At 62.5% G+C, this 26,381-nt stretch carries 28 protein-coding genes, 1 other RNA gene and 1 pseudogene; 12 read left to right on the top strand and 18 right to left on the bottom strand.

Going from position 1 to position 26,381, the window contains the following annotated elements:
* Nucleotides 1-3 precede the first annotated feature (3 nt).
* The gene (locus NKH57_RS26150) at nucleotides 4-567 is read right to left on the bottom strand and encodes a helix-turn-helix domain-containing protein (protein ID WP_352948567.1); all 564 of its coding nucleotides are present in this window, start codon (nucleotides 565-567) and stop codon (nucleotides 4-6) included.
* Between the two features lie 154 nt (nucleotides 568-721).
* Between NKH57_RS26150 and NKH57_RS26145 the strand changes: the two genes are divergently transcribed.
* Nucleotides 722-2,554 carry an ATP-binding protein gene (locus tag NKH57_RS26145; RefSeq protein WP_352948565.1) on the top strand — a complete coding sequence of 611 codons (1,833 nt, stop codon included), beginning with the start codon at nucleotides 722-724 and terminating at the stop codon, nucleotides 2,552-2,554.
* 224 nt (nucleotides 2,555-2,778) lie between these two features.
* Here NKH57_RS26145 and NKH57_RS26140 read toward each other — a convergent pair whose 3' ends face one another.
* Together NKH57_RS26140 and miaA are read right to left on the bottom strand one after the other, a co-directional pair.
* Nucleotides 2,779-3,570, bottom strand: a complete 792-nt coding sequence (locus tag NKH57_RS26140) for a GGDEF domain-containing protein (protein ID WP_352948562.1) — start codon at nucleotides 3,568-3,570, stop codon at nucleotides 2,779-2,781.
* Between the two features lie 129 nt (nucleotides 3,571-3,699).
* Entirely contained in the window at nucleotides 3,700-4,644 is a 945-nt protein-coding gene (miaA, locus tag NKH57_RS26135; RefSeq protein ID WP_352727669.1) for a tRNA (adenosine(37)-N6)-dimethylallyltransferase MiaA, read from the bottom strand.
* On the opposite strand from miaA, the gene serB reads away from it, so the two are divergent.
* Both serB and NKH57_RS26125 read left to right on the top strand, forming a co-directional pair.
* The gene (serB, locus tag NKH57_RS26130) at nucleotides 4,634-5,521 is read left to right on the top strand and encodes a phosphoserine phosphatase SerB (RefSeq protein WP_352603014.1); all 888 of its coding nucleotides are present in this window, start codon (nucleotides 4,634-4,636) and stop codon (nucleotides 5,519-5,521) included. The genes miaA and serB overlap by 11 nt on opposite strands.
* Complete coding sequence (locus NKH57_RS26125; RefSeq protein ID WP_023757080.1) at nucleotides 5,518-6,093, top strand: GNAT family N-acetyltransferase; 576 nt, start codon at nucleotides 5,518-5,520, stop codon at nucleotides 6,091-6,093. The genes serB and NKH57_RS26125 overlap by 4 nt, the downstream gene beginning before the upstream one ends.
* 46 nt (nucleotides 6,094-6,139) lie before the next feature.
* Here NKH57_RS26125 and NKH57_RS26120 read toward each other — a convergent pair whose 3' ends face one another.
* The 6 genes from NKH57_RS26120 to NKH57_RS26095 form a co-directional block, all read right to left on the bottom strand.
* Nucleotides 6,140-7,657, bottom strand: a complete 1,518-nt coding sequence (locus NKH57_RS26120) for a DegQ family serine endoprotease (RefSeq protein ID WP_352948558.1) — start codon at nucleotides 7,655-7,657, stop codon at nucleotides 6,140-6,142.
* A 190-nt stretch (nucleotides 7,658-7,847) separates the two neighbouring features.
* On the bottom strand, nucleotides 7,848-8,036 hold the full coding sequence (locus NKH57_RS26115; protein ID WP_023757078.1) for a DUF2065 domain-containing protein: 189 nt from the start codon (nucleotides 8,034-8,036) through the stop codon (nucleotides 7,848-7,850).
* A gap of 6 nt (nucleotides 8,037-8,042) precedes the next feature.
* The gene (hflC, locus tag NKH57_RS26110) at nucleotides 8,043-9,011 is read right to left on the bottom strand and encodes a protease modulator HflC (RefSeq protein ID WP_352948589.1); all 969 of its coding nucleotides are present in this window, start codon (nucleotides 9,009-9,011) and stop codon (nucleotides 8,043-8,045) included.
* Complete coding sequence (gene hflK / locus NKH57_RS26105) at nucleotides 9,011-10,132, bottom strand: FtsH protease activity modulator HflK (protein ID WP_352603018.1); 1,122 nt, start codon at nucleotides 10,130-10,132, stop codon at nucleotides 9,011-9,013. The genes hflC and hflK overlap by 1 nt, the downstream gene beginning before the upstream one ends.
* Before the next feature lie 167 nt (nucleotides 10,133-10,299).
* Nucleotides 10,300-10,818: a dihydrofolate reductase gene (locus NKH57_RS26100; protein ID WP_352948555.1), complete on the bottom strand. Its 519-nt coding sequence runs from the start codon at nucleotides 10,816-10,818 to the stop codon at nucleotides 10,300-10,302.
* The gene (locus NKH57_RS26095) at nucleotides 10,818-11,834 is read right to left on the bottom strand and encodes a DUF4424 domain-containing protein (protein ID WP_352948553.1); all 1,017 of its coding nucleotides are present in this window, start codon (nucleotides 11,832-11,834) and stop codon (nucleotides 10,818-10,820) included. The genes NKH57_RS26100 and NKH57_RS26095 overlap by 1 nt, the downstream gene beginning before the upstream one ends.
* Before the next feature lie 130 nt (nucleotides 11,835-11,964).
* On the opposite strand from NKH57_RS26095, the gene cobF reads away from it, so the two are divergent.
* Nucleotides 11,965-12,765 carry a precorrin-6A synthase (deacetylating) gene (gene cobF, locus NKH57_RS26090; RefSeq protein ID WP_352948551.1) on the top strand — a complete coding sequence of 267 codons (801 nt, stop codon included), beginning with the start codon at nucleotides 11,965-11,967 and terminating at the stop codon, nucleotides 12,763-12,765.
* Nucleotides 12,766-12,803: 38 nt separating this feature from the next.
* On the opposite strand, the gene NKH57_RS26085 is transcribed toward cobF, so the two are convergent.
* The 6 genes from NKH57_RS26085 to NKH57_RS26060 form a co-directional block, all read right to left on the bottom strand.
* Nucleotides 12,804-13,145 (bottom strand): winged helix-turn-helix domain-containing protein, encoded by a 342-nt coding sequence (locus NKH57_RS26085; protein ID WP_023757072.1) that lies wholly within the window; start codon nucleotides 13,143-13,145, stop codon nucleotides 12,804-12,806.
* Nucleotides 13,146-13,226: 81 nt separating this feature from the next.
* Nucleotides 13,227-14,339: a molybdenum ABC transporter ATP-binding protein gene (gene modC / locus NKH57_RS26080; RefSeq protein ID WP_352948549.1), complete on the bottom strand. Its 1,113-nt coding sequence runs from the start codon at nucleotides 14,337-14,339 to the stop codon at nucleotides 13,227-13,229.
* On the bottom strand, nucleotides 14,336-15,037 hold the full coding sequence (modB, locus tag NKH57_RS26075; RefSeq protein WP_352948547.1) for a molybdate ABC transporter permease subunit: 702 nt from the start codon (nucleotides 15,035-15,037) through the stop codon (nucleotides 14,336-14,338). Before modB ends, modC begins: the two co-directional genes overlap by 4 nt.
* A gap of 26 nt (nucleotides 15,038-15,063) precedes the next feature.
* On the bottom strand, nucleotides 15,064-15,855 hold the full coding sequence (modA, locus tag NKH57_RS26070; RefSeq protein WP_352948545.1) for a molybdate ABC transporter substrate-binding protein: 792 nt from the start codon (nucleotides 15,853-15,855) through the stop codon (nucleotides 15,064-15,066).
* A 266-nt stretch (nucleotides 15,856-16,121) separates the two neighbouring features.
* On the bottom strand, nucleotides 16,122-16,916 hold the full coding sequence (locus NKH57_RS26065) for a thymidylate synthase (RefSeq protein ID WP_352948543.1): 795 nt from the start codon (nucleotides 16,914-16,916) through the stop codon (nucleotides 16,122-16,124).
* 159 nt (nucleotides 16,917-17,075) lie between these two features.
* A complete protein-coding gene (locus tag NKH57_RS26060) occupies nucleotides 17,076-17,387 on the bottom strand; it encodes a DUF2853 family protein (protein ID WP_352603033.1) in 312 nt (103 codons plus the stop codon).
* A 168-nt stretch (nucleotides 17,388-17,555) separates the two neighbouring features.
* Between NKH57_RS26060 and ssrA the strand changes: the two genes are divergently transcribed.
* Nucleotides 17,556-17,915, top strand: a transfer-messenger RNA (tmRNA) gene (gene ssrA, locus NKH57_RS26055).
* Between the two features lie 139 nt (nucleotides 17,916-18,054).
* Here the strand turns inward: ssrA and NKH57_RS26050 are convergent.
* Nucleotides 18,055-19,260 (bottom strand): multidrug effflux MFS transporter, encoded by a 1,206-nt coding sequence (locus NKH57_RS26050; protein WP_352603035.1) that lies wholly within the window; start codon nucleotides 19,258-19,260, stop codon nucleotides 18,055-18,057.
* A gap of 186 nt (nucleotides 19,261-19,446) precedes the next feature.
* On the opposite strand from NKH57_RS26050, the gene NKH57_RS26045 reads away from it, so the two are divergent.
* From NKH57_RS26045 to NKH57_RS26030, 4 genes are all read left to right on the top strand, one after another.
* Nucleotides 19,447-20,136 (top strand): TetR/AcrR family transcriptional regulator, encoded by a 690-nt coding sequence (locus NKH57_RS26045; RefSeq protein ID WP_352948540.1) that lies wholly within the window; start codon nucleotides 19,447-19,449, stop codon nucleotides 20,134-20,136.
* A 118-nt stretch (nucleotides 20,137-20,254) separates the two neighbouring features.
* Nucleotides 20,255-20,791: an SspB family protein gene (locus tag NKH57_RS26040; protein WP_023757062.1), complete on the top strand. Its 537-nt coding sequence runs from the start codon at nucleotides 20,255-20,257 to the stop codon at nucleotides 20,789-20,791.
* 16 nt (nucleotides 20,792-20,807) lie between these two features.
* Nucleotides 20,808-21,005, top strand: a complete 198-nt coding sequence (locus tag NKH57_RS26035; RefSeq protein ID WP_352948537.1) for a DUF4169 family protein — start codon at nucleotides 20,808-20,810, stop codon at nucleotides 21,003-21,005.
* A gap of 10 nt (nucleotides 21,006-21,015) precedes the next feature.
* Entirely contained in the window at nucleotides 21,016-21,240 is a 225-nt protein-coding gene (locus NKH57_RS26030) for a ribbon-helix-helix domain-containing protein (protein ID WP_352603041.1), read from the top strand.
* Here the strand turns inward: NKH57_RS26030 and NKH57_RS26025 are convergent.
* Nucleotides 21,237-23,039 carry a chloride channel protein gene (locus tag NKH57_RS26025; RefSeq protein ID WP_352948534.1) on the bottom strand — a complete coding sequence of 601 codons (1,803 nt, stop codon included), beginning with the start codon at nucleotides 23,037-23,039 and terminating at the stop codon, nucleotides 21,237-21,239. The genes NKH57_RS26030 and NKH57_RS26025 overlap by 4 nt on opposite strands.
* A gap of 154 nt (nucleotides 23,040-23,193) precedes the next feature.
* On the opposite strand from NKH57_RS26025, the gene NKH57_RS26020 reads away from it, so the two are divergent.
* The 3 genes from NKH57_RS26020 (at nucleotide 23,194) to NKH57_RS26010 (ending at nucleotide 24,939) form a co-directional block, all read left to right on the top strand.
* Entirely contained in the window at nucleotides 23,194-23,625 is a 432-nt protein-coding gene (locus NKH57_RS26020) for a MarR family winged helix-turn-helix transcriptional regulator (protein WP_352948532.1), read from the top strand.
* A 104-nt stretch (nucleotides 23,626-23,729) separates the two neighbouring features.
* Entirely contained in the window at nucleotides 23,730-24,035 is a 306-nt protein-coding gene (locus NKH57_RS26015; protein ID WP_352948530.1) for a hypothetical protein, read from the top strand.
* A gap of 61 nt (nucleotides 24,036-24,096) precedes the next feature.
* The gene (locus NKH57_RS26010) at nucleotides 24,097-24,939 is read left to right on the top strand and encodes a sigma-70 family RNA polymerase sigma factor (protein ID WP_502907344.1); all 843 of its coding nucleotides are present in this window, start codon (nucleotides 24,097-24,099) and stop codon (nucleotides 24,937-24,939) included.
* A gap of 43 nt (nucleotides 24,940-24,982) precedes the next feature.
* Here the strand turns inward: NKH57_RS26010 and NKH57_RS26005 are convergent.
* A pseudogene (locus NKH57_RS26005) lies at nucleotides 24,983-26,381 on the bottom strand (AsmA-like C-terminal region-containing protein); the annotation flags it as partial.

Below are 26,381 nucleotides of genomic sequence, written 5' to 3'. Positions count from 1 at the left end.
ATGTCAGGCCCTGACCAACGCGACGAGATAGTCGGCACCGCGCTCCAGGGCATGGAAGGTGCAGTCAGACGGCGACCCGAGCGCCAGGCAATCGCCGGGTTCGAGCCTGTGCACCACCTCGCCTTCGACGAATTCGAGCACCCCGGAAATCAGCCATATCTGCTGCTTGATGAAGGCGTAGGAAGCGGCCGGAAAGCTGATTTTGGTGCCCGCTGGCAGCTGCACCCTGATGAGTTCGAGCGGCATGTCGCCAGCCGGCGACAGGTGCCGTCTGACATAGCCGGTATCGGGGTCGCGCCACACCGGTTGGTCGGCCTCGCGCAGCAGCCCGCCGCCTTGCAATTCCGCGCGCGCGATCAAGGTCGACAGAGTCAGGCCGAAGGCCGCCGCGACGCGCACCAGAAGGGCCGCCGTCGGACTGGTCTTGCCGCGCTCGATCGTGCTCAGCATCGCTTTCGAGACGCCGGAACGCTCCGCAAGCTCGGCCAGGGACCAGTCCCGCATGATCCTTTCGGCGTGTATCCTTCGGCCGATCGTCGAGGAAATGTCGTTCGCTATATCATCCATACGTCTACTATAGCGAAACATTGGCGTCGCAAAAGAGGTGCCTCGCGACAATTTTCATGCGGCCCTTAATCCTCTCTACACCATCCGACCTCATCGGGCCTTAACCCGATTCCTCTAGGGTCGATGCTCCAGGGGAAATGGGATTGGCCTGTCCATGTATGTCGAAAGCGAAGCCTCCGTTGGAGAACCGACATCGCAGGAGCGCCGCGACGCCGAGCAGAGCGACAGGCGCATCCTGGGCAATGTCGTGCAATGCGACGGCGCACGCGCCACCATCAGCGCCTATGCGGACGATGTCGACGGCGCGGTGACCGGCCTGTGGACGGTCGGCAAGATGATTTCCATCAATCTCGGGCCCACGCGAACCGTCGGCCTGGTCTACGGGATCGGCAAGTCGGATCGCGCCTGGAGCAATGAGGGCCAGAACGCCATCGAGGTCAGCATCGAGCTGATCGGCGAAGTGCGTGATGCAACAGAGCCCGGCGGCAAGCCGGTCTTCGACCGTGGCATTACCACCTACCCACATATCGGCGCCGTCGCGCACCGCATCCGCACCCGTGACCTGCAGGCTGTCTATGACCTCGCCGGGCGTCATTCGATCACCATCGGTACGCTGGCACAGGACGAAACGATTGCCGCCAACATCGCCATCGACGATACGCTGGCGCGTCACTTCGCCATTGTCGGCACCACCGGTGTCGGCAAGTCCACCGCCGTCTCGCTGCTGCTGCGCAAATCGATCGCGGCGCGACCCGACCTGCGCATCCTGATCCTCGACCCGCACAATGAGTTCGCGGCGTCGCTGCCCGAATACTGTGTCAGGGTCGATTCCAAAACCTTGGATCTTCCGTTCTGGATGTTCACGCTGGAGGAATTCGCCGAGGTGCTGTTCCGTGGCCGCGAGACGGAGCCGGAAGAAATCGATGCCTTGCGCGACCTCATCCCGGCCGCCAAGAACCTCTACCGCAATCCGAATTCCGGCGCCTATCTGCGGCGCGGCAACGATGCGCTGACCGCCGATACGCCGGTGCCTTACCGGATCGCCGACCTCCTCAAGCAGATCGACGAGCGGATGGGCATGCTCGAAAGCAAGGCCGATCGCCCGACGCTCAGATCGCTGAAGACGCGCATCGAATCGGCGGCGGCCGACCCACGCTACCGCTTCATGTTCAACTCGCGCCTGATCGAGGACACCATCCACGAAACGATCGGCAACATCTTCCGCGTGCCGCATCATGGCCGCCCGGTGACCTGCTTCGAGATGGCCGGCATGCCGTCCGAAGTGGTCAATTCCGTCTGCTCGGTTCTGGCGCGCCTGGCCTTCGATCTCGCTTTGTGGAGCGAAGGCAAGCTGCAGCTTCTGTTTTTGTGCGAAGAAGCGCACCGCTACATGCCGGCCGATCCGCGCCTCGGCTTTGCGCCGACCAGGCACGCGCTGTCGCGCATCGCCAAGGAAGGCCGCAAATATGGCTGCTATCTTGGCGTCGTCACCCAGCGCCCGGGCGAGCTCGACCCGACCATCCTGTCGCAATGCTCGACCTTCTTCGCCATGCGGCTTGCCAATGAGCAGGACCAGGCGATCATCCGTTCGGCGATTGCCGACTCTTCCGCCTCGACGCTTGCCTTCTTGTCCTCCATGGGCCAGCGCGAAGCCATCGCCTTCGGCGAAGGCGTGGCGTCGACCATGCGGCTGAAGTTCGAAAAACTGCCGAGCGAGCTGCTCCCGGGCACGGCCAAGCGCGAACAGGCCGCCTCTGCGAAGTCAGGCGACGATGTCGATCTGGTGGCAATCGTCGAACGACTGCGCAACGTGCCGAAACCAACGCAGCAGGCGATGGCCTTCGCGGAAGTCGTCGATTCAGGCCGCCAGGCTGGCGATCCCGACTACCGCAAGCCACCCACCACTCGCGCGCCATCGGACGATGATTTCGACATGCGCTACGGTCTCAAGCCCGCGACCTTCGGCCTGCGCCCGCAAAACGATTGAGCCTGCGGGCTCTGCTGTTCTGCCGGTTGAGTGAGAACGGCGCCAAGGTTCCAGGGCTCAGCTTCGTTGGCATGTCTGGGTAAATCCCGAAAGAGAATTCATCAGGCCGAGTTGCATGATGTGGCTTTTGAGAAGCCGGAGCGGAACGGACATTTAGTCCGTGAGCACCGGAAGTCGAGAAGGCCGCGCCAGGCGACCGGCCTCATGAATTCTTCTTCGGGATTTTAGGCGCAGACGCGGTTGCGGCCTTGCCTCTTCGCCTCATAGAGCTGGCGGTCTGCCCGGCGATAGAACTCCTCCGCCGATTCGTTGCGGTCCCAGACGGCAAGCCCGACGCTGGTGGTGATCTTGAGGCGGACATTGCCCGACAGCACCGACATGTTGGCGATCGCCTTGCGGATCCGCTCGGCAAACTTGCCCAGAAGGTCGGCGTCCATGTTGGGCGTGACCACGGCGAACTCCTCGCCACCCAAACGCGCCACCACGTCGTGGTAGCGTGTCATATCCTTGAGACAGTTCGCGACGGCCTTGAGCACCTCGTCGCCGACATCATGGCCGTGAGTATCGTTGACCTGCTTGAAATGATCGAGATCCAGGATCATCAGCCCGACTGGTTTTTCGATGCGCCGGAACTCCTCGAGATACTCCTTCAGCGCGTCATCGAAATAACGCCGGTTCTGCATGCCGGTCAGGCCGTCGGTCAGCGCCGCATGCTCGAAAGTTTCCGAGCGCGCGCTGAGCGAGACCGTCATGGCACGTAGCTTGCCTTCTTCTGTCGCCTGTTTTCGGATCAGCGGGTAGATGAAGAAAATGCCGAAGAACAGCGCGGTGGCCAAAAGCACTCCGGTCGCGAACAAAAGCTTGTTGAGATAAATGACCTTGTCCAGACCCGAAGCCGTATGCAACTCGGTGGCGAAGGATTGCAGAAGGCCATAGGCATGCAGCGTCACCAGGCCGGCGGCCAGGATCACGAAGATAAAGACGAAAAATGCTGATTCCGCCTTGTGGAAACGCATCTGCTCCCCGCTGGAAAGTACCCCACTGACCTTATGGCATGGGAGGGCTTACGGAGGGTTAATTTGGACAACCGCAACGAGAACCTTTCCTTGCAGATAAACTTTTTAGGTTGCAATTGAAACAGCCAATCAGATCGTGGTTTCCAGATCATCACCGGGGCGCAATCTCAGCCATTCCGGCCCCAGTTGATGCCTGAACCAGGTCGTTTGCCGCTTGGAATATTGCCTGGTGGCGATCTTGGCGCGTTCGATCGCCTCGGGAAAGCCAATCTCTCCGGCCATCGCGGCCAGCAGTTCACGAACGCCAATCGCCTTCATTGCCGGCAACTGGGGATCGAGGCCAAGCGCCGATAGCCGTTTGACCTCGTCCAGCGCGCCCTTGTCCAACATCTGGTCGAAGCGTTTTTCGATGCGGTCGACCAGCGCCGCCCGGTCCGGCTCGATCACGAAGAAATGCGCGGTCTCCCTGTCTATGAGTGGCCGGCCGCGTTCTGCCTGCCATTCCCGGATCGAACGGCCCGACGCGTCGAGCACCTCCAATGCCCGCACGATGCGCTGGCTATCGGTTGGCTTGAGCATCATGGCGGCCGCCGAATCCTCGCGCAGCAGCAGGCTGTGCAGCTTGACGGCGCCCTGCTCCTTAAGTTCGTAGCGCCAGCGGTCCCGAATCCGCTGCGGAATATCGGGCATTTCCGAAATGCCCTCGGCCAACGCGCGGAAGTAGAGCCCGGTACCGCCGACAAAAATTGCGGGCCGTTCGGAAAGCGCACCGTCGTCGATCAGCTTCATCACGTCGCGCAGCCATGCGCCGGTGGAATAGGCTGTGGCCGGGTGGACATGGCCGTAGAGAAAATGCGGCGCGCGGGCGAGGTCGGCCGCCTCTGGCCGAGCGGTCAGCACATCGAGCACCGAATAGCCTTGCATGGAATCGGCATTGACGATCACGCCGTCCTTGCGCTCGGCCAGATCGAGCGCCAGCGCCGACTTGCCGCTGGCGGTCGGCCCGGCTATCAGGATCGCGTTCTTCACGCGGCCCTCGTCCGCATGTTCGCCGGAATGTTCCATGCCGCTCATCGCCACGCTTGTTTCCCATCCCGCTGACCGCGCCTTGTCGCTGTCGCTTGCGAATATGGCGTCACGGTCAGTCGGCGCAAGCGCTGTTGTCTGGCTTGCCGAAGGAATTGCCTGCGATCTTGTGCTGCCTGAGATTGCTGACGCCGCCGACACGAGTGCCGCCTTGCGCACGGCACTCGCCACCGAGGCGGTCGACGTAATCGTCCAGCGGGCCGAGACCCGCCGCAAAAAGATCCTCATGGCCGACATGGACTCAACCATGATCGACCAGGAATGCATCGACGAGCTGGCCGACGAGATCGGCGTCAAGGACCGTGTCGCCACCATCACCGCGCGATCGATGAACGGCGAGATCGCTTTCGAACCGGCTCTGCGCGAGCGAGTGGCACTGCTGAAAGCCCTCGACGCCGCCGTGGTCGACCGCATCGTCGCCAATCGTCTGACGCTGGCCTCAGGCGGCCGCGCGCTGGTTCAGACCATGCGCGCCAACGGCGCCTGGACGGCACTCGTGTCCGGCGGCTTCGAGGTCTTCACGACGCGAATCGCGGCCATGCTTGGCTTCCACGAGAACCGCGCCAACCGCCTGCTCGAACAGGATGGCCGCTTCACCGGGCTGGTCGGTGAACCGATCCTCGGCCGCGCCGCCAAGGCCGAAGCGCTGATCGAAATTTCAGCGCGCCTTGGTCTGACGCCCTTTGACGTCATCGCCGTCGGCGACGGCGCCAATGATCTCGACATGATCCGCCTGGCCGGCACCGGTGTTGCGCTTCATGCCAAGCCGACGGTGGCGGCACAGGCAAAGGTTCGCATCGACCATGGCGATCTGACCGCATTGCTCTATTTGCAAGGCTACAGGCAGGAAGAGTTTGTGCAATGAAACCAATGCGTACCGAGCGTCTGATCCTGCGCAACTGGGAGGATCGCGACCGTGAACTGTTCCACCGGATCAACTCCGACGAACAGGTGATGGAATTCTTTCCGTTCCGCCACGACCGCGCCGCCACGGATGCCAAGATGGACGAGTGGCGAGGCGTGATCGACCGCGACGGCTATGGCTTTGCCGCCGCCGAGATCATCACCACCGGTGAGTGCATCGGCTTTGTCGGCATCACCGGAACCGACCATATGCCGTTCCTGCCAGCGGGTACCATCGAGATCGGCTGGCGGCTGGCGCCTGAATTCTGGGGCAAGGGCTATGTCACTGAGGCCTCGGAAGCCTGGCTGGACTACGGCTTCGAAACGCTCGGCCTTGGCGAGATCGTCTCCTTTGCCGTCGGGAACAACCGCCGCTCCACAGCCGTCATGGAGCGCCTCGGCATGACTGCCGACCCGTCCGCCGACTTCGACCACCCCGGCATTCCCGCCAGCCAGCCCGCGCTCAAGCGACATGTGTTCTACCGGCTCTCCCGCGCCGCTTGGGAGCAAAGAAGAAAAAGGGCGGCCCGCTAGCCGCCCTTCCATTCTAGATGAGAATTCTGCCGGATCCTTCCGGACTTCAGTCCATCCGGATCGTGACGAACCTGAGCTCGCCGGTCTTCGACGCCAGCATCAAGAGCGCATTCTTGCGTCCCTGTTCCTTCAAGGCGCCGATCCGGTCCATAACATCCTTGGGCGTGGCGACCGATTCCTGTGCGATCTCGGTAATCACTTCGCCCGGCTGGATACCGCGTTCGGCGGCAGCAGAGTCCTTGGTGACGTCGGTGATGACGACGCCGGAAACATCGCCCGCAATGCTGAACTTCTTGCGCGTCTCGTCGTTCAGTTCGCCGACCGTCATCCCGAGCACCGAGGCCGTGGAAACGGCCGGGGCCTTTTCACTCTTGTCCTGATCGGTGTTGCCACCCTGTTCGCCGCTGGCGAGCTTTTCGCCGTCCTCGAGCCGCCCGAGCGTCACTTTCACGGTCTGCTCGACGCCCTTGCGCACAATCAGCACGTCGACCGCCTTGCCGACCGGGCTTTCGGCGACGACGCGCGGCAGATCGCGCATTTCATGAATGTCCTTGCCGTCGAATTTCAGGATGACGTCGCCGGCCTGAACTGTGCCATTGTCGACCGGACCACCCTTGATGACGCCGGCAACCAGCGCGCCCTTGGCAGTCACCATGCCGAGGCTCTCGGCGATGTCTTCGGTCACCGGCTGGATACGCACGCCGAGCCAACCGCGCCGCGTCTCGCCGAACTGGCGCAACTGGTCGACCACGCCCGAGGCGAGCTGCGAGGGAATGGAGAAGCCGATGCCGATCGAGCCGCCGGACGGCGAAATGATGGCGGTGTTGATGCCTATGACCTCGCCGGCGCTGTTGAACAGCGGGCCGCCGGAATTGCCGCGATTGATCGCGGCATCGGTCTGGATGAAGTCGTCATAGGGGCCGGAATTGATATCGCGGTTGCGGGCCGAGACGATACCGACCGTCACAGTGCCGCCGAGGCCGAACGGATTGCCGATCGCCATCACCCAGTCGCCGACACGCATCTTGGTGGAATCGCCAAACTTCACCGCCGTCAGCTTGTGTCCTTTCGGATCGACCTTCAGCACCGCGACATCTGTCTTGGTGTCGGTGCCGACCAGCGTTGCCTTCAAGGTAATGCCGTCGGAGAAATTGACTTCGATGTCGTCGGCGTCGGCGATCACGTGGTTGTTGGTGACGACGATGCCTTGCTCGGCATCGACGACGAACCCGGAGCCCAGCGACTGCACTTTCTGCCCGCTATTGTCCTTGTCGCCGCCGCGGTTCTTGAAGAAATCGTCGAAGAAGTCCTGGAAGGGCGAACCCTCTGGCAGCTGCGGCATCGGCACGGCACCCGGACCTTCGGTACCCTTCACCGTCTGCGAGGTCGAGATGTTGACCACCGCGCCGAGCAGGCCTTGCGCCAGATCGGCGACCGAAGCAGGTCCGTCAGCGGCAAATGTCGGTGTCACGAAGGACGGGACAGCGACGGCGCTGACAAGAAGTGCCGCAGCGCCCGCGATGAACGTCCGCCGTGCCGCGCGCAAAATTATGTTGGATGTCATCGAGAAGCCTCCCGGTATTCCTGAAAAGAAAAGCGCTTCGACGAAAACGCCGCGTCGCGCCATGTTGGCAAAAAATACGGCACGTTTGCGGCTATGACTATCGGCAGAGGATAAATCATCCGTTATCCCCGGGACCGAGGCTCGTATCGCGGATCGAAACCAGTATCCCGAAAACCGAAGCTCACCGGCCTCATATACCTCGCACCAGCCAGACGATCCCGACGCCGATGGCGATCGCAGCCAGCCCGGCAATCCGCAACGCATTCTCGGGCAGCGACAGCACTTCGGTTGCAAGCCTCCTGGCAAGGCCGGGAAAGCCGCCATAGACCAGACCCTCTATGACAAGGACGAGGCCGATGGCGGCGAGAAAATCCTGCACCGGCCGCTACTGGCCGGTGCTGGGCTGTACCGCCGGTGCGGCAGGTGCCGTCGCCGGCGGGGTTGGCGCAGCCGACCCCGGTTTCGCCGGCGCCTCCTTGCCTTCTGGATCGCGGAAGAAGCGGAAGAACTCCGAACTCGGCGACAGCACCATCGTCGTCCCGGTGTTGTCCAGCGCCGCTCCATATGCGTTCATCGACCGGTAGAAGTCGAAGAACGCCGGATCGCGCTGATACGCTCCCGCGAAGGTGGCACTGCGCTGGGCTTCGCCCTCGCCGCGCAGTATCTCCGACTCTTTCTGAGCTTCGGCAACGATCTCGACCACTTCGCGATCGGCGCGGGCCGTGATGCGCTGTGCCGCTTCATTGCCCCGCGCCCTCAGCCGCGCAGCCTCAGCCAGACGTTCCGCCTTCATGCGGTCGTAGGTTTGTTGCGAAACCTCGGCGGTGAGATCGGTGCGACGAATGCGGACATCCTCTATCTGCAGGCCGAGCGACGTGGCGTCTGGCCTAAGCTGATCGCGGACTTCGCGCATCATCACGGCACGCTGTTCGGAGAGCGCGGCCTCGAAATCGCGCAGACCGTAGACGCGGCGCAAGGCAGCGTCGAGACGTGTCCTCAGTCGCGCTTCGGCCAGTTCGATCTGACCGGATACGGCGGAGCGGAAGACGCGCGGATCCGAGATGCGGTAGGCGATGAAGGCGTCGACCTCATAGAACTTGCCGCCCGACACCTGGACACGGATGTTGTCGAGATCAAAGCGCAGCACCCGGTTCTCGATCAGTTGCACCGTATCGGCGTCGAAGAACGAGAACGGCGCCTTGAAGTAGATGCCGGGCTCGCTTTTGACGTCGACGATCTCGCCGAACCTGAGCACAAGCGCCTGCTGGCGCGCATTGACCACGAAGACCGACGAATAGAGCAGGAACAGGATGACGGCCGCTGCGATGACGATGACGGGAAGACGGTTGGCCATCATTGGTTACCTCCCGTAATGCCACCAGGCGTGGCCGGTGCCTGCGCCTTCGGCTGCAATGCCGGCAGTGGCAGATAGGGAACGACACCTTGGCCGTTGCCCTGCTCGACGATCACCTTGCTAGAATCCTTCAGAACCCTCTCCATGGTTTCCAGGTAGAGGCGCTTGCGCGTCACGTCGGGCGCCTTGGCATATTCGTCATAGACCGAGATGAAGCGCTGTGCCTCACCTTCAGCTTCCTGCACGACCCGGTTCTTGTAGGCGGCCGCGTCTTCGCGGACCTGTGCGGCTTCGCCGCGCGCCTGGCCGAGCTTCTGGTTGGAGTATTGGTTGGCCTGCTCGACAAACTTGTCTTCGTCCTGTTCGGCGCGCTGCACCTCGTCGAACGCATCGGCGACTTCGCGTGGCGGTGCCGCATCCTCGATCGAGACGGCATTGACGTTGAGACCGGCCTTGTAGCCGTCCAGCGTTGTCTGGATGATTTCACGCACCGAGGCGGCGATGCCCTGGCGGTCGTCGCGGAAGATGTCCTGCGCCGGCCGGCGGCCGACGGCTTCGCGCATGGCGCTTTCGGCGACCTGCCGCAGCATGCCGTCGGGGTCGGACACGTCGAACAGGTACGACCTCGGGTCGGAGACCTGATAGGCCACCGAGAACTGCACGTTGACGATGTTCTGGTCGCCGGTGAGCATCAGCCCGGAGGTGTTGCCACTCGTCGCGCCACCGCCGCCGATATCGACGAGTTGCTCGGAAATCTTGGCCGTCTCGACCGTTTCGAGCGGCCACCAATGGAAATGCAGGCCCGGCTGCGACAGCTCGGCCTTCGGCTTACCGAAGCGCAGTTCGACCGCGACCTCGTCGGGCTGCACGGTGTAAACCGCTTTGAAGGCCCACAGCACCACAAGTGCCGCCGCGATCAGTGCGAAGATAGCCGGGCTTGCGCCGCCGCCACCTGGCAGGGCGCGCCGCAGCCGGTCCTGGCCGCGGCGGATGATGTCTTCAAGATCGGGAGGCGAGCCCTGCGGGCCGCTCGGTCCCTTTGGTCCCTGCCCCCAGGGTCCTTGATTGCCGCCGCCGCCCCATGGGCCGCCGCCACCGCCACTTTTATCGTTCCAGGGCATAAATGTCCTTTCGCTTGGAATTCCCTCAAGCGCCGGCATTTCGGCGCAAAATCCAGTATGTTCTTCTATAGGGACGCCGCGAGGCGCTTTCAACGCGATGCGCTGCCAGTTCGTCCGATTTGGTCCGGTCGCGACCCTTTGTCTTCCTTCGATGCCCTTTTTGTCATTCAATGTCTCGCACGCCGGCGCTCGTAAACCGAATAGCGCGTCGCGTGACTGTCCTTTTCCCCGGCCGGAACGTCCTGGGAGCTGACGACGCGCCAGGAATCCGGATCGATCGGCGGGAAATGCGCGTCGCCGTCTACCGTTGCCAGTATATGGGTGACATGCAGCCGGTCGGCCAGCAGCAGCGCCTGGCTATAGATTTCGCCGCCGCCGATAACGCAGACCTCATCCACCCCGGCCATGCAGCGGCCGCGCACCGTTGCCAGCTGGATCGCGGCTTCGAGCGAATGCGCGACCTCGATGCCGTCGGCGCGCCAGGCCTTGTCGCGGGTGACCACGATGTTCAGCCTGCCGGGCAGCGGCCGGCCGATGCCTTCATAGGTCTTGCGGCCCATGATGATGGGTTTGCCCATCGTATCGGCCTTGAAACGCTTGAGATCGGTGGAAAGCCGCCAGGGCAACCCGCCGTCTCGCCCGATCACGCCGTTCTCGGCAATGGCAACGTATATTGCGACATGCATCAATTGGCGTTCCCATCATTGCGATCCGACGGTTCGAGCAGAAGGATGTCGATGTCGTGCTCTGGATCGAAATCATCCGCCGTCATCTCGAATGTCGTCGGCCCGACCTTTTTGACATTGTCGCCGCAGAACGAGACCAGGGCCCTCGGATTGCCCTTGTCGACCGTCAGTTTGAACTTGCCGATCGAGCCCGCTGCCCAGTTGCCGCCCGTGGTCAGGATATAGGCGATCCGATTTTCATAATACTTTGAATAGCCGTCGGCGTCGTCCTTGGCCGCCTTGCGCACAGCGTTCTCGAACGTGTCGTCCATGCAGTAGCGCGTCTTGTAGGTCGCGTACTGCCCCTGGAACTTGCCGTCGTAGAAAAAGCTGACCGAAGAGGTGCCGCCGACGCTCGGCTTGTAACGGTGGGAAACGTGGACGTCCTTGTTGGCCGGAAAGGTTGAGCGCCACCAATAGGTCGAACGCAATTGCCAGAACGGCGTATAGACCTTCTTCGCCTCCGTACCGTCGCCGCGGGTGTCCTCGATGATGATGCCGCGGTTGACCCAGTCATCGGTAACCGCTTGAGGCAGCTTGGCCAGCGCCGCCTTCGCCGCGTCGCCGAAAGGAAAGAACGGCACGTTCTGCGCCTTCAGATCGGCGCTGATGTCGATCCCGAGCGCGAACACCTTCTGCTCGAGCTGCGGCTTTGCCGGCGCGCCATCGATCGTCACCTCAAAGCCGAGGAAATTGTCGCTCTGATCGTTGGGCAGTGCCGGCCTCTCTTCGGGGTCGCCTTCGATGTCGGGCATCGGGAAGGCAACGATCGCGTCGACATCCCGATCGGTGTTGTTGTGGAAGACGTAGTCGACCGTGACCTTTTCCGGCGAGATAAAAAGATCCTCGCTTTGCATCGCCACGGCATCGCTGCGCGACAGGATCAGGCCGCCAGTGCCAAGCTCGGCAACTGAATCATTGGCGAATGCGGGCGCAGCCAGCAGGGCCAGCGCGGCGGTCAGAACATATCGCAACATGAAAACCTCCTCGGCTGGAATGCTCACAGACCCTAGCCGTTTCACCGTGGCGTTTCAAAGCCCTTCCGTATCCGCGGGTAAGCCCAATTGGTCTGGACTAACAGGTTCCGATCGGGCAGGAGTTCGCTCCATGCGCAAGCTTCTCGTCATCGGCATCGGCGCCGGCAATCCCGACCACATGACCGTGCAGGCCATATCAGGCCTGAACCAGGCGGACGTGCTGTTCATTCCCGACAAGGGGGCGAAAAAGAACGATCTCGCCGACTTGCGCCGCCAGATCTGTGACCGCTTCGTCACCAACCCGAAGTCACGCCGCGTCGAATTCGACGTGCCGGTGCGCGACCTGCCAATAGAAGATGGGCCAGTAGAAGACGGGCCGGCCCCCTCCTATCGCTCGACGGTCGATGACTGGCATGAAGCCATCGCCTCGATCTACGAGGACCTGATCCGCGACGAGATTGCCGGGGATGGCTGTGGCGCCTTCCTGATCTGGGGCGATCCCTCGCTCTATGACAGCGCCTTGCGCATCCTCGAGCGGGTGCGCTTGCGAGGTAACGTGGCGTTCGAGCTGGAAGTAATACCTGGCATCACCGCCATTCAGGCGCTTGCCGCCAGCCACCAGATGGCGTTGAACCGGATCGGCGATTCCATCCACATTACCACCGGCCGGCGCCTGACCGAGAAAGGCCTGGCCGACAATGCCGGCAGCACAATCGTCCTGCTCGACGGCAAATGCGCCTTCAACACCTTGGAAGACAAGGATGTCGTCATCCATTGGGGCGCCTATCTCGGCACGCCGGACGAGATTCTCATCTCTGGCCGACTCGGTGACGTCGGCGCCGAGATTGAGAGAACCCGCGAAGAAGCCCGCCGGAAAAAGGGCTGGATCATGGACACTTATCTGCTTCGCAAGCCTAGTGAACAGGACTAGTCCCTACTGCCTACTGCCTACTGCCTACTGCCCTCCACTCAGCCAGCATCGATCTCCGCCTGTAACGCCTCCATATGTGTGGCTGCAGCGGCAGAAGCCGCACGCTCGATGGCGCGGAAGCGGCTGACCACGGCGAGCCCCGCGCCCGTCAGTTGCGCGCCGCCGCCCTTGCGGCCACCGGTCTGTGCCGCCACCAGTGGCTTGCCGAACACCCGGTTCATGTCCTCCACCAGGTCCCAAGCGTGCTTGTAGGACATTTCCATGCCGCGTGCGGCAGCCGAGATCGAGCCGAAGGCGGCGATCTGCTCCAGGAGCTCTATCTTGCCCGGTCCGATGCGCCCGTCTGGATCGAGATTTATCCGCAAGCTCAACGACGGCATTTTTTCTCCTCCGCGGTCACGCCCAATCCCATACTAGAGACTTCCCGGCGAAACCGCTATTCCAAAAAGACATAGCGACGATCATCCGTCCGCCTCACCGGGCAGGCCGGCGCTGGTGCTGGCCCGGTCGAAGCTCACCGTCTTGACCACCGCGAAAACCTTGCCTCCGAGATGAAGCTTCAGCGTCCGCCGCGACTGTTCGGTGATGCGGGCAAGCACGGTTGCGCCGTTGCAGTCGATGCCGACGTCGACCGCCGGGCTCTCGCCGGAGCTTATCGCGGTAATGGTTCCCGGCAGGATGTTGAGCGCGCTGAGCCCTGCCGGATGTTCGGTGGCGATCATCACATCGCGGGCGCGTATGCGGATGCGCACAGCCGCCCCCGCCTTCATCGCCAGCCGTGGCACACGGATCTCACCAGCCGCCGATCCGAGCACGGTCATGCCGAAAGTCTCGTCGTGACGCAGCACCCTGGTGTCCAGCACGGCGCCCCCCTCGCCGCGTTCTTCCGCCGGCAACAGGTCGAGCCTTTGCATGACTGCCTCGGTCGGACCACTGGCGATGACATGGCCTTGCGCCAGCATCACCACGTCGCTTGCCAGCCGCGCCACCTCGGCGACCGAGTGGCTGACATAGACGATCGGGATTTTCGTCTCGTCGCGCAGCCGTTCGATATAGGGCAGGATCTCGGCCTTGCGCGCCTCATCGAGCGAGGCCAGCGGCTCGTCCATGAGCAGCAATCCAGGGCTGGCAAGCAGCGCCCGGCCAATTGCCACACGCTGCTTCTCGCCGCCCGAGAGCTTTGCCGGTCGCCTGTCCATGAGCGGGCCGATGCCAAGCAGGTCGACGACGGCATCCATATCGGCATAGCGCTCCGCTGGCGGCGTGAACCAGCGGCCGTAACGCAGATTGCCGGCAACACTCATATGCGGAAACAGCCGCGCATCCTGGAAAACCACGCCGATGCGGCGCTTGTGCTTCGGCACGAAGATGCCAGCATTGGTGTCGACCAGCACGCGGCCGTCGACCTCGATGCGTGCCTTGTCGGGCCGGATCAGCCCGGCGATCATGTTGATCAGCGTCGTCTTGCCCGACCCCGACGGTCCGAACAGTGCTGTCAGCCGCCCGGCGCTTTCGAAGCGGGCGTCGATGGCAAATCCGCCCAGCCGATGGCCGATATCGACGAGAACGCTCATTCGATGTCCATCCGCCGGCCGACACGCCGCGCCAGCACTTCCGAAGCCACGAGAGCGGCCATGGAAATGACGATGGAAATCAGCGTCAGCCGCAGCGCCCCTTCATCGCCACCCGGCACCTGAGTGAATGTGTAGATCGCCGACGGCAACGTCTGCGTCTCGTTGGGAATGTTGGAGACGAAGGTGATGGTCGCGCCGAACTCGCCCATCGCCTTGGCGAAGGACAGGATGGCGCCGGCGATCAGCCCAGGCAGGATCAGCGGCAAAGTAATGGTTGCGAAGACCCACAGCGGATTGGCGCCGAGCGTTCCCGCCGCCGCCTCCATCTTGCGGTCCACCGCCTCGATCGACAGCCGGATCGCCCGCACCATCAGGGGAAAACCCATGACGCCGCAAGCCAGTGCCGCACCCGTCCAGCGAAAGGAGAAAACAATGCCGAAATGGTCGGCCAGGAAGGCGCCGGCCGGCCCGCGCCGGCCAAAGGTCAGCAGCAGCAGATAGCCGGTCACCACGGGCGGCAGGATCAGCGGCAGATGCACCAGCCCATTGACCAGGGTCTTGCCCCAGAACTGTCCTCGGGCAAGCAGCAGCGCGATCAATATGCCTGGCGGCAGGCTGGCGAGCATCGCCACCGTTGCCACCTTGATCGACAGCCAGACCGCATTCCATTCGTCGGGAGTGAGGTCCAGCCAGTTCATATTGCGAGATGAAGCCCCTTGGAAACTCAGTTGCTCGGTGCGAGCACAGTAAAACCCTGATCCTTGAACAGCCTGCCGGCCTTCGGCGACTGCAGGCATTGCAGGAAAGCCGGCGTATCCTTGTCCTTCGAATCGGCGGTCTGGGCAACTGGATAGATGATCGGCGGATGCGAATCCCCCGGGAAGGTTCCGACCACCTTGACGCCCTTTTCGGCATGCGCGTCGGTGGCATAGACGATGCCGAGGGCTGCCTCACCTGTTGAAACCAGCTTGAGCGCCGCGCGCACATTCTCGGCCTGCGCCACCTTGCCCTCGACCGACGACCAGACGCCGAGCGATTCGAGCGCGGCCTTGCCGTATTTACCGGCCGGCACCGCTTTGACGTCGCCCATGGCGAGCCTGCCGTCGCCGATCAGCTTGGCGAGGTCAAAACCTTTCTCGATCTTGGTTTCAACCGCCGAGTCCTTCGGCGCCACCAGCACGATCTCGTTGCCGAGCAGCTTCACTTCGGTGTCCGGCTTGGTCAGCTTCTTGTCGGAGAGATATTTCATCCAGTCGAGGTCGGCTGAGATGAAGACGTCGGCTGGTGCCCCGCTCTCGATCTGCTTGGCGAGCGCCGAGCTTGCGGCATAGGAGACCGTCGCGGCCTCGCCGACATCGGCCTCGCAGGCCTTGTTCACCGCATCGAGCGCGTCCTTGAGGCTGGCCGCGGCAAACACCACCACCTTGTCTTCCGCATGTGCTGCCGGAACTGCCATCAACGTCGCCGCAAAACCGCCGATGGCGATCGCCCTCAACCCAGAACCTTTGCGCGTCATGGAAAGTTCTCCCTGGTTCGAATCCGATCTGCTCGAAGCCCGCCCACCGATATATCCGCATGAATATAACAAGGGAAGGCCCGGCAGCACCACTTCGCATGTCAGCCTCAACATTGGCGGCGCCATCGTCACCGATCAATCACCAAAGAGTCCGTCGCCGATCTCGAGTTGGAGAAGGGCAAACACGCCTTTGGACAACGCCTCGGGCAACGGTCGGCATCGACTGATCGGCGCCTGATTTCAGGGTTGAGTAAAGCGCAGGGGTTTTAGACCGCGATCGGCGCCTTGATGCTTGCATCGGCGACGTAGTTTTCCAGCCGGAAATCCTCGAAGCGGAAGGCGAAGAGGTCCTTCACCTCTGGATTGATCCACATCGTCGGCAACGCCCTCGGCGTGCGCCGCAGCTGTTCGCGCGCCTGCTCGAAATGGTTGGAATAGAGGTGCGCGTCACCAAGCGTATGGACGAAATCGCCGGGTTTCAGCCCGGTCACTTGCGCCACCATAAGCGTCAGCAAGGCGTAGGAAGCGATGTTGAACGGCACGCCGAGGAAGATATCGGCCGACCGTTGATAAAGCTGGCAGGAAAGCCGCCCTTCCGAGACGTAGAACTGGAACAGGCAGTGACAGGGCGGCAGCGCCATCGCTTCCACCTCGGCTGGATTCCATGCCGAAACGATCAGCCGCCGCGATTGAGGGTTTTTGCGTATCTCCTTGAGAAGGTTTGTAATCTGGTCGATCGAGCCACCATGACCGTCCGGCCAGGAGCGCCATTGCTTGCCGTAGACGGGGCCGAGGTCGCCATTCTCGTCGGCCCATTCGTCCCAGATCGAAACGCCATGGTCGGTCAGGTATTTGATGTTGGTGTCGCCGGCCAGGAACCACAGAAGTTCATGGACGATCGACTTGAGATGCAGCTTCTTGGTGGTGGTGACGGGAAAACCGCGCGCCAGATCGAAACGCATCTGGTAGCCGAAGACGGAGCGCGTTCCGGTGCCGGTGCGGTCGCCGCGATCGGCACCGTTGTCCAGCACGTGCTGCAGGAGGTCGAGATACTGGCGCATCGGTTCCGGCTCGATTCGGTTGTCCAGCCATCATAGCTGACCGACAGGCCGTCGAACACCAGAAAGCAGCGCAAATCCTGCCCGAAGGTCGCCAGTCCCCAACAACATCATCGGCTGGCGCAAGGCTCGCGCCAGCCTCCGCAAATTGACGCGCGATCGTCAGAGGGAGCCGAGCTTGCCCAAATCCTTCGCAACCAGGTAGTAGAAAGTCACCCGGCTTTTGGTGTTGTCGGCAGACATTGCCTTGCAGGTCTTTTCGATTGCCGCATCGGCCTTCGCCGCGTCGCTGATGCCGAGTTTCTTGGCGACCCAGTTGTCCCTGACGCGCCCAAGCTCCTTCGGGTCGGTGCAGGACACCAGCGAGGAATCGCGGTTCCTGAGCGCAATCCCCAGATGCTTTACGATCTTTTCGACCGCATCCGCACTGGCGCCAACGTCGTATTTCTTCACGTCTGCAAGATAGTCGGCCATCAAAATTCCCCTCGTCGGCGCCACGGATCCGATCGATGAGGGTTGTGGCGCGCTGCTGCAACGTGTGCGCTAGGTCGGTAACTCCTCACCATAGCAAAGCTTCGGTGGAGACCGCGCCCAAGTCAACCCTTTGGAGACGCGGTTTGACACGGGACAAAGTGCCATTGCGGCCTTTCATTTCTCGCGATGGGCCCCTATATTCAGTTTGTCGGCTTGACCGACTATGGCGATAAATGGGCGATGAAATAAGCCGTTCGGACCCGGGGGCGGTACCCGGCGCCTCCACCAAAAGCCGCTGTTGGCGACAGAGCGGTTTTTGCTGGGGGCGAAATAGGATCGACGAAGGTGTAAAGATCGTACTTTTGCCCGGCATAGTACCACCGTTATCGGGCTAAACCTGTAGTTGCAAATGACAACTATGCGGAAGCACGTCTCGCCGCGTAAGCGGTGCGATAGCTTCAATTCAAGCCCTAGGGGTTCGCACTTCTAGGCGGGGTTCGGAGGTACCTGGCAACAGAAACCTCCACTTCTCCCTCCTCCTTCAATTCTGCGTCACGCAACGGCAGCTTCCGGTTGAGGAGCGTGTCCGCTTCATCCTCGGCGTAGCTGGTCTGCGGGCATGAAAAAGGCCGGACGAACCCGGCCTTTTTCATGCGTTTGCGCTTGCCTATTCCGCCGGGGCCTCGACCGTTTCGCGCGAACGGCCGAGCGTGACCTTGGCCAGCGTGAACGAAATCACCGCGCAGAGCGTGATGCCGGCCACCATCGGCAGCGGCGTGCCGTCGAAGAACACGCCGGCAACGCCCATGGCGAGCGCGCCGATGGCGAAATGCAGCGTGCCCATCAGCGCCGAAGCCGTGCCGGCGATCTCGCCATGTTCTTCCATGGCCAGCACCGAAGTGGTCGGGATGACCAGACCGAGGAAGCCGTAGCCGACGAACAGCAGTGCCGCCATCACGTCGAGCCGGTCGATGCCGGTCGCCATCACTGCAAACAGCACCACCATCGTCGTGGCATAGCCGGTCACCGCGACGCGCACCACGCGCCGCAGCCCGAACCGCTCGGCCAGCAATCCCGTCAACTGGGACATGCCGATGAAGGCAACCGCATTGATCGAGAAGAACACGCTGTAGACCGAAGGCGACAGCCCGTAGTGATCGATCAGGATGAAGGACGAGCTCGACAGATAGACGAAGAAGCTCGCAATGCCGAAGCCGGCGATCGCCACAAGGCCAAGGAAGTTGCGGTCGCCCATCAGGAAGCGGTAGCCGGCAAGCGCGGTGCCGAAGGAGGAACCGACGCGTTCTTCCGCCGGGCGCGTCTCCTTGAGCGAGGTTGCCAAAAGGATGGTAGCCAGCAGTGCCGCACCCGTCACGGTCCAGAACACGGCGCGCCAGCCGAAATTCTCGATGATCTGGCTGCCGGTCAGCGGCGCCAGGATCGGCGACACCGAAAACACCAGCATCAGCAAGGATATCAGCTTGGCGGCCTCGTTGCCGGTATGCAGGTCGCGCACGATGGCGCGCGGCACCGCCATGCCGGCGCTGGCGCCAAGCCCCTGCAGGAAGCGGAAAGCGATCAGCCATTCGATGTTGGGCGCCATGGCCGACCCGATGCCGCCAACCATGAACAGCGCAAGGCCGCCATAAAGCGGCAGCTTGCGGCCGACCATGTCTGAGATTGGCCCGACGACAATCTGGCCGAAGCCCATCGACAGGAAGAAGATCAACAGGCTCATCTGTACGGCAGCGGTGCCGGCGTTGAGATCGGCGCCGATCGACGGCAATGCGGGCAGATACATGTCGATGGCGAACGGGCCGATGGCGGACAACAGGCCGAGCACGACCGCAATGCGGAGGAATTTGGGACTCATGATAAGGGCTTCTTTCAAGACTGGTTGCCGCCGCGGGCGACGTCTAACCTAGGACGTTCCATCCCATGAGATTCCGACACCTCAAGAGCGAATTTTGTTCGTCTCTGCGGGCGAAATCTCTTCATTTTATGTCCACAAATTTAGACAGTCTTGTCTAATTCGTCAATCACCTCTATATAGTTTTTTATGAAGCTGCACGTCTCTCCTGACACTTTCCCGCCACGCGGCCATGAGGCCAAGCGTCTGTCGATCGTCGATTCCGCAGCTGCCGTGTTTTGCCACGAAGGGTTCGCTGGTGCCAACATCGATCTGATCGCAGCCGAAGCCGGCGTTTCGCGCCAGACCATCTACAATCATCATGGTGACAAGGAGAAATTGTTCGTCGCGGTGGTTCGTGATCTGACCGAACGCTGCAATGCCGGCATCTTCGCCACCATCGCTACCTTCCCCGATCAGCCCAAGGATCTCGAAGCGGATCTGATTGGCTTTGCCGTTCGCTTGAACCAGAACTGCATCTGCAGCCGTGACGGAAAATTCCTGCGCAAGTTGATCCAGACCGAAGGCGAGCGCTATCCCGAACTGTTTGCAGAGTGGCGCGAACAGGGACCGGGCAGGACATGGCAGGCGATCGCCGCCCGCTTTGCCCGCCTCGCCTATGGCGGTTACCTTGCGATCGAGGACCCCGATGTGGCGGCACGCCAGTTCCTTGGCCTCGTCAATGCCGAACTGCAGACGACCTTCATGCTTGGCGGCTCGCCGCGCGAGGATGAAGTGGTGCAATCCGCGACAAATGGCGTGCGCACCTTCCTGCGCGCCTTTGGCAAGCGCCGCTCCCCGGCATCGGTTGAGAAGCAGACCGCGCTCGCCGGCGCCTGAGCGATCAAATCGGTGGCAATAGTCCTCGTATCGGTGCGGTGGCGGTCTATATCAGGTTTACGCCGCCCTAAAGCTTGATTACAGCTATGCGGACGATTCAACGGAACCCGACCACCACATGGCCGACGACCACATTCGCTATGACATTCTGGCCCAGGAGGCGTTGCGCGGCGTCATGCGCAAGGTCCTGGCCGAAGTCGCGCGTACCGGCCTCCCCGGCAACCACCACTTCTTCATCACCTTCCTGACCGGTGCACCGGGCGTGCGCGTGTCATCGCGTCTGCGCGAGCGCTATCCCGAGCAGATGACCATCGTCATCCAGTTCCAGTATTGGGACCTGAAGGTGACCGACACCGGCTTCGAGGTCGGCCTGTCCTTCTCCGACGTGCCGGAGAAACTCGAAATCCCGTTCTCGGCCGTGCGCGGCTTCTACGATCCCTCGGTCAATTTCGAGCTCGAATTCGACGTCAAGACCGATGCTCAGCCCGACGAGGAACCGGCAACACCGACACCCGAGCCGCTGACCATCGTCTCCGAGAAAAAGCCGAAGGCCGAAAAGAAGGCTGCCGCCGAGGCGGAGAAGAAGCCTGCGGCGGCGGACGCCGCCACCAAGGGCGCCGAAGTGGTCTCGCTAGACGCCTTCCGCAAGAAATAAGCCCGCAGTTAACGCCATGGCCGATATCGTCAATCTCCGCCAGGCTCGCAAGCAGAGGGCGCGGGACGAAAAGGTGCGGATCGCCCAACAGAACCGGGTGTTATACGGCCGCTCCAAAGGTGAGAAGCAACGCGACCACCTGGTCGCCGACCAGGCCGAGAAATTCGTCGCTGGTCACCGCCGCGAGCCATCCGGCGTCGAAAGCGAGCAATGAGCGCTCCGCAGTGAGCGCGGTCGAAAAGCGCTCGGTGACCATTCGCGGTCACCGCACCAGCTATTCGCTCGAAAAACCCTTCTATGACGACCTCGTCGCGATCGCGGCCACGCGGCAATTGACGCTCGCCGCTCTTGTCGCCGAAGTCGACGAGACGCGGCCTCGCGACACCAACCTGTCCTCGGCGCTAAGGCTTTATGTGCTCGAGTGGGTGAAACGCGGAACGAATTTCTAGAGGCTTTCGACCACGTCTGCCTTTTTTCCGCGTCTTGTGCCGAAGCCTAGCAAGGTCGAGCGGTCACGCTCTTCGGCCTGCTTCCTCGACCTCACGCGCATCAGATCCTTCCAGCCGACATAACCGACCAGTCGCAGGCCTTCACGGCTAACGACTGGCAGATGGGAGACATTGGCCATCAACAGCTTGTCGGAGAGGCCTTCGAGATACTCGTCCGGATAGGCCAGCGTCACCTTGCTGCCAGCAAGCAGCTCGCCAAGGGTCGTGGTGCGGTGCCTGCCGGCACGTCTCCAGCGCAGGATCGCCGGCGGATCGATGAGACCCAGAACATGCCCGTTCTCATCCACCACCGGAAAACTCGGATGCCGTGTTTCCGGCGCGGTCAGAAAGGCTGCTGCGCCATGCAGCGTCATCGTCGCCGGCACGCTTTCGACCTCAGATGTCATCACCTCGCGCACTCTGGTCGAGGCGAACGGATCGACACGGTATTCGCGAACCAGATGGTGTCCCCTTCTGGCAATCTTCTCGGTCAGGATCGACCGCTTCATCAAAAGCACGGTGACGGCGTGCGCCGCGGCGCAAGCCGCGATCAGCGGCACCAGTATATGCGTATTGCCGGTCAGTTCGACGGCAAAGAAGGTGGCTGTCAACGGCGCGCGCATCGTGCCGCCCATGGTGGCGGCCATCGCCAGCAGTGCCCAGAAGCCCGGATCCGCCGCGGGCAGAACGCCGGCCAGCACCGCCCCCATCGCCCCGCCCATGATCAGCAGCGGCGCCAGCACGCCTCCCGACGTTCCCGAGCCGAGCGCAACCGACCAGATGATGGCCTTCACCACCAGAAGGAGGAATGCCGCGGTCGCGATCGTGCGGCCGTCCAGCATGTCAGTGATGTTGTCATAGCCGACGCCGAGCGCGTGCGGCTCGATCAGCCCGCCTATGCCGACCACCAGACCACCCAGCATCGGCCACCACATCCAGTGGATAGGCAGCTTCTGGAAGCCGTCCTCGCAGGCGTAGACCATCTGCGTCAGCAGCCCCGACAACAGGCCTGCCGCGACCCCGATCGCCACCCAGCCGGCAAGGCCGACAAAGGATACCTCCATACCGCCCTGAAACGGAAAGATCGGTCCGGGCAGATGCAGCATGGTGCGCTCGACCTGGGCAATGATTGCCGCGACCGCCACCGGAATAAAGCTGCGCGGGGTCCATTCGAAAAGCAGCAGTTCAACGGCCAGCATGATGGCGGCGATCGGTGTCCCGAAGACCGTGGTCATTCCCGCCGCCGCACCTGCAACCAGCAGCGTCTTGCGTTCGGTATCGCTTACCGGCAGCATCTGCGCGATCAGCGAGCCGATCGCGCCGCCTGTCATGATGATCGGACCCTCGGCGCCAAAGGGCCCGCCGGAGCCGATCGAAATCGCCGACGACAATGGCTTCAGGATCGCCACCTTGGCATCGAGCCTGGAACGCCCGAGCAGGATCGCCTCAATGGCCTCGGGAATGCCGTGACCGCGGATTTTCTCGCTGCCGAAGCGCGCCATCAGGCCGATGATCAGCGCGCCGATCACCGGGACGATGACGGAGGCATAGCCAAGCGGCGTGTCTTCGAGTCTCAGGTCGGCGAGCGTGAACTGGCCGAAATAGGCGATGTTGGTGGCCAGCCGGATCAGCTTCAATAGCGCGATGCCGGCAACCAGTCCGGCCGTCGCCACGACCACCGCAATGGCGGCAACAAGCAGCACCCTGGCATCAGTCGTGAAATCACGCAGATGCTCCGGGTTCGAGTGGTGGATCTTCATGGCGGGCTTTGCTTCCTGGCGGCGGGCCGTATGTGGTTGCGGCACGGTCGAAAGGCCAGCCGGGTTTGTCGGTGGCTATGTATCGTAACACGATATATTTGTTCAATCCGGTTTCGCCCGAAATCCGTTTGAGTTTTCGTCGGAAAACGAACACATGTCTGATATGTCGCCGCCACAAAAACCACGCCCTGCCATCAGCCAGGCCGACTACCAGCGGCTTTCCGAGTTTCGCTACCTGATCCGCCGCTTTCTCGAATTCAGCCAAATCCAGGCGGAAGGCGCCGGCCTGACGCCGCGCCAGCATCAGGCGCTGCTGGCAATCAAGGGTTTCCCCGGCGGCGGGCCGGTGACGGTTGGCGATCTGGCCGAACGCTTGCGCACTCGCCATCATAGCGCCGTCGAGCTGGTCAACCGCCTTTGCGAGGCAGGGCTGGTCGCTAGAAATCAGGACAAGGACGATCATCGCCGCGTGCTGCTGCAGCTGACCGAGCGCGCCGACGATTGTCTGGCCGAGCTATCGGCGGCACATCTCGACGAGCTGTCGCGCATCGAACCGATGTTGAGGCGGCTGCTCGATCGGGCGTGAAGCCCAGATGCACGGAAAGAGCTATTTTCCCGTCACCCGGAATCCTTTGGCTTCGCCGCAACGTCTCGGACATGAGCATGGGGCAACGAAGAGGAACAACTGCGATGAAACGCCTCCTGATACGCTACAAGACGAAACCGGAACGGGCCGACGAGAATGAACGGCTGGTCAAGGGTGTATTCCATGAGCTGCGGGAAAAATCGCCGGACGGCGTTCGCTACATGACATGGCGTTCCGAAGGCGGGACCTTTGTCCATCTGGTCGAGACGGAAGCCGAGGCCCATGCCGATATCATCACCGGGCTGGCGGCATTCGAGGCCTTTCAGATTGGCATCAGGGATCGCTGCATCGAGCGTCCGCACAGCGAGGAAATGACTGTTGTGGGCAGCTACCGTATGCTCGACCAGTAGGTGGAACACGGTACGCATGAACATCACCATTGACGTCCAACAACGCGAACTCTTCAGCCGCATGTTCGGCGAACTGCGTCCAAAGCTGCACCGCTACTGCGCCCGCATGACGGGCTCAGTCATCGACGGTGAAGACGTGCTGCAGGAAGCCCTGGCCAAGGCGTTCGAGGCGCTGCCGAATACCGGCCCGATCGCCAATCCGGAGGGCTGGCTGTTCCGCATCGCCCACAATGCGGCGCTCGACTTCCTGCGCCGGCGAGCCCGTGAAAAGTCTTTTTCCGATGAGGACCCGGACATGATCGTCGATCCGGCAAACCCCACTGCCGCCCGTCAGGCCGCGGCGGCCGGCCTTCATACCTTCATGCGCCTTCCCGTCACGCAGCGAAGCAGCGTCATCATGATGGACGTTCTGGGCTATTCACTGCAGGAGATCAGCGCCACGCTCGACACCAGCATCCCCGCCATCAAGGCGGCGCTACATCGTGGTCGTCATCGGCTGCGCCATCTTGCGGACGAACCGGACGACCGCCCTGTTCCGAGATTGAGCGGCGCAGAGCGTCTGCTGCTCGATGCTTACATCGATCGCTTCAACGCCCGCGATTTCGACGCCGTGCGCGACATGCTGGCCGATGAGGTGCGGCTGGAGCTGGTGGCAAGGACGCAGCTGAATGGTCGCCAGGAGGTCGGCACCTACTTCCACAACTATTCCCAGGTGCAGGATTGGCGTTTCGTGGCGGGCTTTATCGAAGGCAGGCCAGCAGTCCTCGTCCGCGACAGCGATGATCCAGCGGCGCGGCCATCCTATTTCATCCTGCTGGCCTGGCAGGACGGCAAACTCTTGACCGTCCGAGATTTCCGCCACGCCCGCTATGTCACCGACTGCGCCGAACTGCTCGTTCTCTGAGACTATCTCAGGACGGCAAAAGCCTCCTGCTGTGCCTACTGCCCTACTGCAGCGACTTCAGCAGATTGTCGATCGTGAACGGATTGGACTTCGGCTTGGCCGGCGGCGGATTGTCGCGAGCCTCCGGCAGCGGCGCACGCTCCACCTTCGGAGCCTGCTGTGCGGCGTTGCGTTCAGCCTCGAGCCTTGCCTTCTCCTGCGAGGCAATGCGCATCGCCTCTTCCGCCTTCTGCCGCTCCTGATCGGCCTGCGCCTTGGCGGCCTCGTCGGCAGCCTGCTGTTCGGCCGCGGCCTTCGCGTCCGCATCCGCCTTCGCCTTCGCTTCGGCCTGAGCCTTGGCGTCGGCCTCGGCTTTCGCTTGCGCATCCGCTTCAGCCTGGGCCTTGGCGTCGGCCTCGGCTTTCGCCTGCGCATCCGCTTCGGCCTTCGCCTCAGCCTCGGCCTTAAGCCGCGCTGCTTCCTCCTGCTTGCGCAATTCCTCGGCGGCCTTGTCACGCTCATCCTGCAGCGCCGCGTAGTAGCGTACCTCGCGCCGCAGCCGCTGCTTTTCGAGCAATTCGGCCTGCATCGCCTCGACACGCTGCTGCTCCCTTTCCAGCGCGCGCTGGGTCAGGAACTGCGCCAGCGGCTCGCTGTCGAACTCTCGTTTCACCGCGCCGAGGGGGCCCTCGGCGGTGAAATTCACCGTCGGCTCGGAGCCGACCAGAGCTTCATCGCCCGGCCGATAGGCGATCGTCCCCTCGGCGGAAATCTTGCTGGTATTGAGATCGGCCGCAATGTCGGCGGACAAGGTCGCAGCCGGATTCTCGAGGTTGACCGGCGGCGCCCTGAGCATACCGCCAGCAACCGTGAAGGCGATGTCGGTGTCCTTGGCGGCAAAACTGCCATCGGCGGCGATTTCAGGCGCAAAGCCGGCGGTCTTGGCCGCATCGATATCGCGCCCGATCGCATCCGCCTTGGCGAGGAATGCACTGAACGCATCGGGATTGACGCCGGCGACCTGCAAGCCCCTCAACGCCGCCGTACCGGAGCCGGACAAGGCGGCCACCATCCCTTCGACCGATTTGCCGCTGCTTGACAGCGCCGTCGAGAAATCACCATTGCCGCTGATGCCGGCATCCGGCAGCATGGTCGCCAGATCGGCGCCGGCCAATTTCATCTGCCCAGTGAAAAGCCCGGTGCCGTCATTGTTCTTCAGCTCGAACAGGCCGGTCAGCGCGCCACCCAGCAATTTCGCCTTGAGGTCCGAAACGCGGATACCTTCCTGGTCGAGCTTGAGCGAAAAGGCGGCATCATACGCGGTGGCGAACCGACCTGCGGCAAGGGCTGCCGTCGTCAGATCGAGATCGGCGGTGAACGGCAGGCTGGATCTCTGGCTGATCGGCGGGGGCGGCCGCGCCCCCCCCCGCGCGGCCCCGGGGGGGTGGGGGGGGAACTCGGGG

It is taken from the genome of Mesorhizobium sp. M1050, from assembly GCF_040318715.1.
GTDB lineage: Bacteria > Pseudomonadota > Alphaproteobacteria > Rhizobiales > Rhizobiaceae > Mesorhizobium.
This window is presented reverse-complemented; position numbering and strand designations above follow the sequence as displayed.

Coding starts and splice junctions, on each gene's coding strand:
- NKH57_RS26150 (WP_352948567.1), bottom strand. CDS start 567: ATGGATGATATAGCGAACGACATTTCCTCGACGATCGGCCGAAGGATA.
- NKH57_RS26145 (WP_352948565.1), top strand. CDS start 722: ATGTATGTCGAAAGCGAAGCCTCCGTTGGAGAACCGACATCGCAGGAG.
- NKH57_RS26140 (WP_352948562.1), bottom strand. CDS start 3,570: ATGCGTTTCCACAAGGCGGAATCAGCATTTTTCGTCTTTATCTTCGTG.
- serB (WP_352603014.1), top strand. CDS start 4,634: ATGCCGCTCATCGCCACGCTTGTTTCCCATCCCGCTGACCGCGCCTTG.
- miaA (WP_352727669.1), bottom strand. CDS start 4,644: ATGAGCGGCATGGAACATTCCGGCGAACATGCGGACGAGGGCCGCGTG.
- NKH57_RS26125 (WP_023757080.1), top strand. CDS start 5,518: ATGAAACCAATGCGTACCGAGCGTCTGATCCTGCGCAACTGGGAGGAT.
- NKH57_RS26120 (WP_352948558.1), bottom strand. CDS start 7,657: ATGACATCCAACATAATTTTGCGCGCGGCACGGCGGACGTTCATCGCG.
- hflC (WP_352948589.1), bottom strand. CDS start 9,011: ATGGCCAACCGTCTTCCCGTCATCGTCATCGCAGCGGCCGTCATCCTG.
- hflK (WP_352603018.1), bottom strand. CDS start 10,132: ATGCCCTGGAACGATAAAAGTGGCGGTGGCGGCGGCCCATGGGGCGGC.
- NKH57_RS26100 (WP_352948555.1), bottom strand. CDS start 10,818: ATGCATGTCGCAATATACGTTGCCATTGCCGAGAACGGCGTGATCGGG.
- NKH57_RS26095 (WP_352948553.1), bottom strand. CDS start 11,834: ATGTTGCGATATGTTCTGACCGCCGCGCTGGCCCTGCTGGCTGCGCCC.
- cobF (WP_352948551.1), top strand. CDS start 11,965: ATGCGCAAGCTTCTCGTCATCGGCATCGGCGCCGGCAATCCCGACCAC.
- NKH57_RS26085 (WP_023757072.1), bottom strand. CDS start 13,145: ATGCCGTCGTTGAGCTTGCGGATAAATCTCGATCCAGACGGGCGCATC.
- modC (WP_352948549.1), bottom strand. CDS start 14,339: ATGAGCGTTCTCGTCGATATCGGCCATCGGCTGGGCGGATTTGCCATC.
- modB (WP_352948547.1), bottom strand. CDS start 15,037: ATGAACTGGCTGGACCTCACTCCCGACGAATGGAATGCGGTCTGGCTG.
- modA (WP_352948545.1), bottom strand. CDS start 15,855: ATGACGCGCAAAGGTTCTGGGTTGAGGGCGATCGCCATCGGCGGTTTT.
- NKH57_RS26065 (WP_352948543.1), bottom strand. CDS start 16,916: ATGCGCCAGTATCTCGACCTCCTGCAGCACGTGCTGGACAACGGTGCC.
- NKH57_RS26060 (WP_352603033.1), bottom strand. CDS start 17,387: ATGGCCGACTATCTTGCAGACGTGAAGAAATACGACGTTGGCGCCAGT.
- NKH57_RS26050 (WP_352603035.1), bottom strand. CDS start 19,260: ATGAGTCCCAAATTCCTCCGCATTGCGGTCGTGCTCGGCCTGTTGTCC.
- NKH57_RS26045 (WP_352948540.1), top strand. CDS start 19,447: ATGAAGCTGCACGTCTCTCCTGACACTTTCCCGCCACGCGGCCATGAG.
- NKH57_RS26040 (WP_023757062.1), top strand. CDS start 20,255: ATGGCCGACGACCACATTCGCTATGACATTCTGGCCCAGGAGGCGTTG.
- NKH57_RS26035 (WP_352948537.1), top strand. CDS start 20,808: ATGGCCGATATCGTCAATCTCCGCCAGGCTCGCAAGCAGAGGGCGCGG.
- NKH57_RS26025 (WP_352948534.1), bottom strand. CDS start 23,039: ATGAAGATCCACCACTCGAACCCGGAGCATCTGCGTGATTTCACGACT.
- NKH57_RS26020 (WP_352948532.1), top strand. CDS start 23,194: ATGTCTGATATGTCGCCGCCACAAAAACCACGCCCTGCCATCAGCCAG.
- NKH57_RS26015 (WP_352948530.1), top strand. CDS start 23,730: ATGAAACGCCTCCTGATACGCTACAAGACGAAACCGGAACGGGCCGAC.
- NKH57_RS26010 (WP_502907344.1), top strand. CDS start 24,097: ATGTTCGGCGAACTGCGTCCAAAGCTGCACCGCTACTGCGCCCGCATG.